The organism is Paraburkholderia sp. (genome assembly GCF_026225065.1).
GTDB lineage: Bacteria > Pseudomonadota > Gammaproteobacteria > Burkholderiales > Burkholderiaceae > Paraburkholderia.
Window position 1 is genome coordinate 1 of sequence record NZ_JAMFSB010000359.1, and the last position, 9,103, is coordinate 9,103.

Genomic DNA, 9,103 nt, shown 5'->3' on the forward strand with positions numbered 1-9,103 from the left:
CGTAGCGTTCAACCCAGCAACGCGAACCATTCAGGACGGGGCCGAACGATCCCCGAAGAAGATCTCAGATGGCTTTACTGCAAATCTCCGAACCCGGCATGGCGCCCGCGCCGCATCAACGGCGCCTCGCGGTCGGTATCGATCTCGGCACCACCAACTCCCTTGTCGCTGCAGTGCGTAGTGGCGTTCCCGACGTGCTGCCTGACGAGGATGGCCACGTGCTGCTGCCGTCGGTGGTGCGTTATCTGGAGAAGGGCGGCCGCCGCATTGGCCGCATCGCCAAGGCCGAAGCGGCGAGCGATCCGCGTAACACGATTGTCTCGGTCAAGCGCTTTATGGGCCGCGGCAAGAGCGAGGTCGAAGGGGCCGAGAATGCGCCCTACGATTTTGTGGACGCGCCGGGCATGGTGCAGATCCGCACCGTCGACGGCGTGAAGAGCCCGGTCGAAGTATCGGCGGAAATTCTCGCGACGCTGCGTCAGCGCGCGGAAGACTCGCTCGGCGACGATCTGGTCGGCGCCGTGATCACCGTGCCGGCGTATTTCGACGAAGCACAGCGCCAGGCCACCAAGGACGCCGCGCGTCTGGCTGGGCTGAATGTGCTGCGCCTGCTCAACGAGCCAACGGCGGCGGCGATTGCCTACGGCCTCGACAATGGCTCCGAAGGCCTCTACGCCGTGTACGACCTCGGTGGTGGCACGTTCGATCTGTCGATCCTCAAGCTCACTAAAGGCGTTTTCGAAGTGCTCGCGGCGGGCGGCGATTCCGCGCTCGGCGGCGATGATTTCGATCACGCGCTGTACCGCCACGTCCTCGAGCAGGCTGGTATTGCGCCGCAGACGCTCGCAGCGGAAGACGTGCGCATGCTGCTGGACAGCGTGCGCGAGGCCAAGGAGGCTTTGTCGGACGCGCCGCTGGCAACGTTGCAGGCGAGGCTCTCCAACGGCACCCAGCTCGATCTGACGATCGACGAGGCTACTTTCGCGGCCATCACGCAGGCGCTGGTGCAGCGCACGCTTGGGCCGACCAAGAAAGCGCTGCGCGACGCCAAGGTAACGACCAAGGAAGTCAAGGGCGTGGTGCTGGTGGGTGGCGCGACCCGCATGCCGGTGATCCGCCGCGCGGTGGAAGCGTTCTTCGGCCAGCCGCCGTTGATCAATCTCAACCCCGACGAAGTGGTCGCACTCGGCGCGGCGATCCAGGCCGATTTGCTGGCCGGCAACCGCAGTGCCGACGGCGATGACTGGCTGCTGCTCGACGTCATCCCGTTGTCGCTTGGCGTTGAGACGATGGGTGGGCTGACTGAGAAGATCATTCCGCGCAATTCGACGATTCCGGTCGCGCGCGCGCAGGATTTCACGACCTTCAAGGACGGCCAGACGGCGATGGCGATTCACGTCGTGCAGGGCGAGCGCGAACTGGTGTCGGATTGCCGCTCGCTCGCGCGCTTCGAGCTGCGCGGCATTCCACCGATGGCAGCCGGCGCGGCGCGCATCCGTGTGACCTATCAGGTCGACGCGGACGGTCTGCTGTCCGTGTTTGCCCGTGAGCAGTTGTCGGGCGTGGAGGCGTCGGTGGTGGTGAAGCCTTCATACGGCCTCGCTGATGACGATATCGCCAAGATGCTCGAAGACAGCTTCAGTACGGCCGAAGTCGACATGCGAGCCCGCGCACTGCGTGAGGCGCAAGTGGAAGCGCAACGTCTGATCGAAGCGACAGATGCGGCGCTGGCCGCCGACGCCGATCTGCTCGATGAAGACGAGCGCGCCGAACTCGACGGCTTGCTCACCGCCTTGCGGAACGTCGCGCAAAGCGAGGATGCCGGCGCGATCGAAGCTGCGACGAAGACTGTGGCCGAAGGCACCGACGAATTCGCCGCCCGCCGCATGAACAAGGGCATCCGTCGTGCGCTGGCGGGCCGCAAGCTCGACGACATCTGAGCTCGACGACATCTACGCCGAACGAATCACGTGACGCGCATCAAAAAAGCGCGCGTCACCAGTAAAATGGCACGGAGCCGGTTCGCCGGCTGCCGTGCCTCAGACTAAACGGAAATCGTATGCCTCAAATCGTTGTGCTGCCCCATGTCGAACTGTGTCCGGAAGGCGCGGTGATCGATGCTGTGCCGGGCAAGAGCATCTGCGACAATCTGCTGGAACACGGCATTGAAATCGAGCACGCCTGCGAGAAATCGTGTGCTTGCACGACCTGCCATGTGGTCGTGCGCGAAGGCTTCAATGCGCTCACGCCGTCGGAGGAAGACGAGGACGATCTGCTCGACAAGGCCTGGGGCCTCGAGCCGGAGTCGCGTCTGTCGTGCCAGGCGATGATGCCGGTCGACCAGGATCTGGTCGTTGAAATCCCGCGTTACTCGATCAACCACGCGAAGGAAAATCACTAACAGGAGCGCAGCCATGAAGTGGACCGACACGCAAGACATCGCGATGGCCCTCACCGACAAGCACCCGGAAGTGGACCCGCAGCAGATCCGGTTCACCGATCTGCACCGCTGGGTCACTGAACTGGACGGCTTCGACGACGATCCAAACCGGTCGAACGAGAAGATTCTCGAAGCGATCCAGACGGCGTGGATCGAGGATGCGGATTATTGAGCGGGCTGTGGTTGTGGGTTTGGGCTTGGCCCACGATCGGCTCTGAAAGGAAAACGGCGATTCCAGATTTCGATGGAATCGCCGTTTTGTTTGGTGCGCTTATTTGTGCGCTTAGTGATGGGCTTTTTAACCCGCTACGAGCGCACCGTTCTCGAGATGCACGTGCTCGCCTTGCTGGAACGGCGGTGCTTCGTGGTACGTGAAGTAACGGTTCTTGCCGCTTTCCATACGCACGTGGACCGAGTAAGCGGTCGTGCTGCGCAGATGTTTTTCGACCGAGTTACCGGCAAAGCCGCCGCCGACTGCACCCAGCACCGTCATCGCGCCGCGGCCTACGCCGCCGCCGAACTGGTTGCCCACCAGACCGCCGACCACCGCACCGCCCACAGCGCCGACGCCGGTGCCATGGCCTTCCTGACGCACTGCTGATATCGCTACAACTGTGCCGCAGCTAGCGCAATAGGCCTGCTGGGGCGGCGGTTGCTGTGCGTACTGGCCCGATTGATCCGGTTGTTGCTGCTGTGCGTACTGCGCCTGCGCAGCGGAGGGAGCCGCTACTGCCGGAGCAGGTTGGGCCTGAGCATCGGTCTGTGGCTGGGGCTGCGTCTGGGCCTGCGCGCCTTGGGCCGCCTGCAGCTGCTGTTGCTGCGCGTAGGTGTTCGGATTGGCCGGGGCCGCCGAATCGACCACCTGCTGCGAGGGCTGCGAGGTGACCTGTGCAGCTTGGGTTTGATCCGTCTGCGCGCCGTTGCTCGACGCTTTGGGAAACAGACCTGTGATGGCCGCTGTGGCCGCGAGGCTCGCGATGATGACAGCGCCTGCCGCGGTCGCGACAAGCGGGTGAATTCGGCGTGGTTGTGTGTTGCCAGGATTGTCCATGATGACCTCCGTCTTGAGCAGAGTCCGGTTAGTTTTTTCAAGACATAAGTGTGGGACAGCTGGACTGGCGCGGGGTTTCAATTTGTAACCAGTTCTGTAGCGTCCGCAGAGATGTTTTGAAGCGGATCGCGCAGGGGGCCGCCTGGCGGCTGATTTCACGCGCTTGCTCGATGTTCTGAGTTCGACGCGGGCCGCCTCCGCCTGTGAACCTTTTACCGATCGTTACAAACTGTCAGGTGGCACGACGGGCCGTGTGGAGATGGGCCTATTGGCCCTGTAGGCTGGCCAAATGAAAACGCCCGGCAGCGAGCCGGGCGTCACGTCACTCGGGACCTGAGGGATCAGATCAACCCGATCCGTGCAATCAGTCTTCGCGGCGCAGATGCGGGAACAGGATTACATCGCGGATGCTCGGGCTGTCGGTCAACAGCATCACCAGACGGTCGATGCCGATACCGCAACCGCCGGCCGGCGGCATGCCGTATTCGAGCGCGCGGATGTAGTCGGCGTCGTAGAACATCGCCTCTTCGTCGCCCGCGTCCTTCTGGTCGACCTGCTTCTTGAAGCGCGCGGCCTGATCTTCCGGATCGTTCAGCTCGGAGAAACCGTTGGCGATTTCACGGCCGGTGATGAACAGCTCGAAGCGCTCGGTGATGCCTGCCACCTTGTCAGACGCGCGTGCCAGCGGCGACACTTCGATCGGGTAGTCGATGATGTAAGTCGGCTCCCACAGTTGCGATTCGGCGGTCTCTTCGAAGAGCGCGAGTTGCAGCGCGCCCACGCCTGCATTCAGGAACTGCGGCTGCGAGGCGTCGACACCGAACTTCTTCAGCTCGGGGCGCAGGAATGCGGCGTCGGCCAGTTGATCATCGGTGTACTGCGGCGCGTACTTCTGGATCGCCTGCGTGATCGTCAGGCGATGGAACGGCTTGGCCAGATCCAGTTCGCGACCCTGATAGCTGATCGTCGCCGTGCCGAGCGCATCGATCGCGGCCTGACGGATCAGCTGTTCGGTGAAGTCCATCAGCCACTGATAATCGGTGTACGCCGCGTAGAACTCGATCATCGTGAATTCCGGATTGTGGCGTACCGAGACGCCCTCGTTACGGAAATTCCGGTTGATCTCGAACACGCGCTCGAAGCCGCCCACCACCAGCCGCTTCAGATACAGCTCCGGCGCGATGCGCAGGAACATCTGCATATCGAGCGCGTTGTGGTGCGTCACAAACGGCTTGGCTGCCGCGCCGCCCGGGATCGGGTGCAGCATCGGCGTTTCGACTTCCATGAAGTCGGCATCGGCCATGAACTTGCGGATCGACGATATCGCTCTCGTGCGCGCCACGAAGGTCTTGCGCGTTTCTGGGGTGACGATCAGATCGACATAGCGCTGGCGATACTTCATTTCCTGGTCGGCGAGACCGTGGAACTTGTCCGGCAGCGGACGCAGCGACTTCGACAGCAGCCGCAGCTCGGTGCAACGCACCGACAGCTCACCCTTGTTGGTACGGAACAGCACGCCGCGCGCGGCGACGATGTCCCCCATGTCCCACTTCTTGAACGCGTCGTAGGTTTCCTGGCCGATGTCAGCCGGCGTGATGAAGAACTGGATCTGACCCGAACCGTCGCGCACGGTGGCGAAGCTCGCCTTGCCCATCACGCGCTTCAGCATCATCCGGCCGGCCACGGCAACCTGAAGCGGATTCGCTTCGAGCGTTTCCTTGTCGGCGTCGGCGTATTGCGTTTGCAGGTCTTCCGCGTGATGCGTCGGGCGGAAATCGTTCGGATAGGCGACGCCGTGTTCACGCAGCTCGCGCAGCTTTTCGCGGCGCTCGGCGATGATCTTGTTTTCGTCCCCCTCGGGCGCAGCGTTCGTCTGGATCGGTTCGGTCATGATGGGTCGGTATTCGGGGTGGCCTGCATGCGGGTGGGCCGCACGAGGTTGCCTGCCGGTCGGAAATCAGACTGCAACAGGCGGTCAAAAGATGCGGCGCGGCAAAACTCGCCGCGCCCGATGCGCTTACTTTAGACGCCCTGTTTCAGGCTGGCGCTAATGAACGGATCGAGGTCGCCATCGAGCACGCTCTTGGTATTGCTGATTTCGACGTTGGTACGCAGATCCTTGATGCGGCTGTTGTCCAGCACGTACGAACGGATCTGGTGACCCCAGCCCACATCGGTCTTGCCTGCTTCGAGCTTGTCCTGTTCGACCTGACGTTTGCGGATTTCCGCTTCGTACAGGCGCGATTTCAACATGGCCATCGCTTCGGCGCGGTTACGGTGCTGCGAGCGGTCGTTCTGGCACTGCACGACGATGCCCGACGGCATGTGCGTAATCCGCACCGCGGAGTCGGTCTTGTTGATGTGCTGACCGCCCGCGCCAGACGCGCGATACGTGTCGATACGCAGATCGGCCGGGTTGATGTCCACTTCGATCGAGTCGTCGATTTCCGGATACACGAACACCGACGAGAACGACGTATGACGGCCGCCCGACGAGTCGAACGGCGACTTGCGCACGAGACGGTGCACGCCGGTTTCGGTGCGCAGGAACCCGTAGGCGTACTCGCCTTCGATCTTGATGGTGGCGTTCTTGATGCCCGCGACGTCGCCGTCGGTCTGTTCCAGCACTTCGGTCTTGAACCCCTTGCGCTCGCAGTAGCGCAGGTACTGGCGCAGCAGCATCGCGGCCCAGTCGCACGCTTCGGTGCCGCCGGCGCCTGCCTGAATGTCGAGGAACGCGTTGTTCGGGTCGGCCGCATTCGAGAACATGCGGCGGAATTCCATGTCGGCGACGCGCTGTTCGAGGCTGGCTGCATCGCTTTCGCAGGCGAGGAGGGTTTCCTCGTCATTTTCTTCGCGCGCCATGCCGAACAGGTCCTGCGCGTCGCGCAGGTCGTTGTCGAGCGAGGTGAGCTTGCCGACGACGTCGTCTAGCAGCTTCTTTTCCCGGCCGAGGGCCTGGGCGTGCTTCGAGTCGTTCCAGACGTTCGGGTCTTCGAGTTCCCGGTTGACTTCGATTAGACGCAGTGCTTTGTCGTCGTAGTCAAAGATACCCCCGTAGCTCGCCCGCGCGATGGCGCAGGTCGGCCAGAGAGGCTTCGATCGCGTTGAGACGTTCCGCTTCCATGTCGATCTTTTATAGCTTCGTAAAAAGGGGAAATTATAGCCGATCGAGGCTGCCCGCCGGAGGCTAATGCGCGATCCGGCGGGTGTTTGAGGCAGTTTTGCGGGGGATTTTGCACGGTTTTGGCGGCCCCGGCGTAGATGATGCGAGGCCGAGGCGGGCGCGCGGCCGCTCAGCTCATTGCATGCTCGACGATCAACTGCACGCGCGAAACGCCATTCCACGTATCGCTCGCGAGGCGGTAGGCGATCGTCGTGCGGTTGGGCAGCGAATCCGTGTGGTTGAACCAGATCGCGTTGAAACGCTGCCGGCCCCGTAACAGTTGCAGTTTCAGATGCTTGTCCTTCACCAGCGCCTGCGATGCCACTTCGAATTCGCCCGAAAACACCGGCGCCGGAAAGCCCTGACCCCAGACCGCGGCGTCCAGCATCTCGACGAATTGCGGCGTGAAATACGCTTCTTCCAGATCGCCATCGGTTTCCACCACGCGGGCGAGTGCCTCTTCGCTGAGCCACTCGCGGCCCACCGCTTCGAAGGCGGCGGTGAAACGCGGCACGTCGGCGGCGGCGAGCGTCATGCCGGCCGCCATGGCGTGGCCGCCGAACTTGGCGATCATGCCGGGTTCGCGTTTCGAGATCAGATCAAGCGCATCGCGCAGATGAAATCCCGCGATCGAACGGCCCGAGCCTTTGACGAGCACGCCGCTCTCATCCGCCGGTGCGAAGGTGAAGACGGGCCGGTGGAACTTCTCCTTGATTCGTCCTGCAACGATGCCGATCACGCCCTGATGCCAGCTCGGGTTGAACAGCACGACGGTCGCCGAGCCGGCCGGATCGATCGTCGACAGATCTTCGAGCGCCTGCTGCTGCATACCGGCTTCGATCTCGCGCCGCTCGCGGTTGATCGAGTCGAGCTGCTGCGCGAGTTCCCACGCGCGGCCGATGTCGTCAGTGGTCAGGCATTCGATCCCAAGTGACATATCCGAGAGGCGTCCCGCCGCGTTCAGCCGCGGGCCGAGTGCAAAGCCCAGATCGAAGCCGGAGGCGCTGCGGGCGTCGCGCGCAGCAGCACGAAACAGCGCGGCCACACCCGGCTGCATCTTGCCCTTGCGAATCCGCTGCAGCCCTTGCGCGACCAGCACGCGATTGTTGCCGTCGAGCTTGACGACGTCGGCCACCGTGCCGAGCGCGACGAGGTCGAGCAGGCCATCCAGGCGCGGTTCGGGGCGCGCGTCGTCGAATGCGCCACGCCGGCGCAGTTCGGCGCGCAGCGCGAGCAGCACGTAGAACATCACGCCGACGCCCGCGATGCACTTGCTCGGGAAGCTGCAACCCGGCTGGTTCGGATTGACGATGGCGCGCGCGGCGGGTAACTCGTCGCCGGGTAAGTGGTGATCGGTAACGAGCACGTCGATGCCGAGCGCGTTGGCCGCTTCCACACCGTCGACGCTGGCGATGCCGTTGTCCACGGTGATCAGCAGGTCCGGCTTGCCGGACGGATTGCGTGCCGCGAGCGCGACGATTTCCGGCGTCAGGCCGTAGCCGTATTCGAAGCGGTTCGGCACCAGATAGTCGATGCTGGCGCCGAACATCCGCAGGCCGCGCACGGCCACGGCGCAAGCGGTGGCGCCGTCGCAGTCGTAGTCGGCCACCACCAGCATGCGGCGTTTGCCTTCGATCGAATCGGCCAGCAGCGCGGCCGCTTCTTCGCAGCCTTTCAGTTGGGCAGGTGCAACGAGCCGCGCGAGACCGGTTTCGAGCTCATCCGGCAAGCACACGCCGCGCGACGCGTACAGACGCGCCAGCACCGGATGCAGGCCATGACGGGTCAACACTTCGGCATCGACGGGGGAGCAGGCGCGCGTAACGATTCGAGTCATGCGGAAAGGCCGGAAAACATGCGGTGGAGCGGTAGCTGGGTTATTGGATGCGTCATTCGATAAAGAGCGAAGCAAGCACGCGGCGGCGCCAGAACTTGCGCAGATCGCCACGTGTAATGGTGAGCGTCACCGAGCCGGTGTCGCCGCATAGTGTGAGGCCCAGTTCGCCGAGCTGGCCTGACTGCAGGGCAGCGAGGGCGGGGGCGAACCAGTCGGTTTCGAGCGCCGCGAATGCGTCGTTCCAGCGGCCCCAGTCCTGCTCGATGTAGGGCGCGGAGAATGGGTCGAGTTCGACGAGGGTTGTTGGTGCGGTTGCTGCGGTTGCCGCGGAGCCATTGCCGCCTTGCTGGACTCCGCTTGTACCGTTCGCGCGCGGTGCCTTAGTGGCGCCGGCCGCCAGGGCTGCAAACGAAGCCGGCGGCGCGCCAATCTCCACTCCAGCGGTGAGCGCGAGGCCGCGCGTAGCCGCTGCGTCCGACAGTACGCGCGTGAAAGGGCTTTTAACTGGTTGCGCGGCACCTTGCGCATGAAACCATATGGAATTGACCGAGGGCAGTCCGCGCGCTTCGCGCGCCTCGTTGACCGGATGCTCGAACCACGCCATCTGCA

7 protein-coding genes and 1 pseudogene are annotated in these 9,103 nt (G+C 63.5%); 3 read left to right on the top strand and 5 right to left on the bottom strand.

Annotation, left to right across the window (positions count from 1 at the left end; all coding sequences use genetic code 11):
- Window positions 1-68 precede the first annotated feature (68 nt).
- The 3 genes from hscA (at window position 69) to iscX (ending at window position 2,612) form a co-directional block, all read left to right on the top strand.
- Window positions 69-1,940: a Fe-S protein assembly chaperone HscA gene (gene hscA, locus M0954_RS24805; protein WP_122151489.1), complete on the top strand. Its 1,872-nt coding sequence runs from the start codon at window positions 69-71 to the stop codon at window positions 1,938-1,940.
- Between the two features lie 119 nt (window positions 1,941-2,059).
- A complete protein-coding gene (gene fdx, locus M0954_RS24810) occupies window positions 2,060-2,401 on the top strand; it encodes an ISC system 2Fe-2S type ferredoxin (protein WP_133891909.1) in 342 nt (113 codons plus the stop codon).
- Between the two features lie 13 nt (window positions 2,402-2,414).
- Window positions 2,415-2,612 (top strand): Fe-S cluster assembly protein IscX, encoded by a 198-nt coding sequence (iscX, locus tag M0954_RS24815; RefSeq protein WP_074264161.1) that lies wholly within the window; start codon window positions 2,415-2,417, stop codon window positions 2,610-2,612.
- A 126-nt stretch (window positions 2,613-2,738) separates the two neighbouring features.
- Here the strand turns inward: iscX and M0954_RS24820 are convergent, their stop codons facing one another.
- The 5 genes and pseudogenes from M0954_RS24820 to M0954_RS24840 form a co-directional block, all read right to left on the bottom strand.
- The gene (locus M0954_RS24820) at window positions 2,739-3,491 is read right to left on the bottom strand and encodes a glycine zipper 2TM domain-containing protein (protein WP_122151488.1); all 753 of its coding nucleotides are present in this window, start codon (window positions 3,489-3,491) and stop codon (window positions 2,739-2,741) included.
- A 364-nt stretch (window positions 3,492-3,855) separates the two neighbouring features.
- On the bottom strand, window positions 3,856-5,382 hold the full coding sequence (gene lysS / locus M0954_RS24825; protein ID WP_122151487.1) for a lysine--tRNA ligase: 1,527 nt from the start codon (window positions 5,380-5,382) through the stop codon (window positions 3,856-3,858).
- Window positions 5,383-5,513: 131 nt separating this feature from the next.
- Window positions 5,514-6,618, bottom strand: a protein-coding gene (prfB, locus tag M0954_RS24830; RefSeq protein WP_123387797.1) for a peptide chain release factor 2 whose coding sequence is annotated in 2 segments (ribosomal slippage) — window positions 5,514-6,536 and window positions 6,538-6,618 — 1,104 coding nt in all. Because the reading frame shifts where the segments join, the coding sequence is not laid out codon by codon here.
- 169 nt (window positions 6,619-6,787) lie between these two features.
- Window positions 6,788-8,494 (bottom strand): single-stranded-DNA-specific exonuclease RecJ, encoded by a 1,707-nt coding sequence (recJ, locus tag M0954_RS24835; RefSeq protein ID WP_297356057.1) that lies wholly within the window; start codon window positions 8,492-8,494, stop codon window positions 6,788-6,790.
- Window positions 8,495-8,546: 52 nt separating this feature from the next.
- Window positions 8,547-9,103, bottom strand: a pseudogene (locus M0954_RS24840) (regulator); the annotation flags it as partial.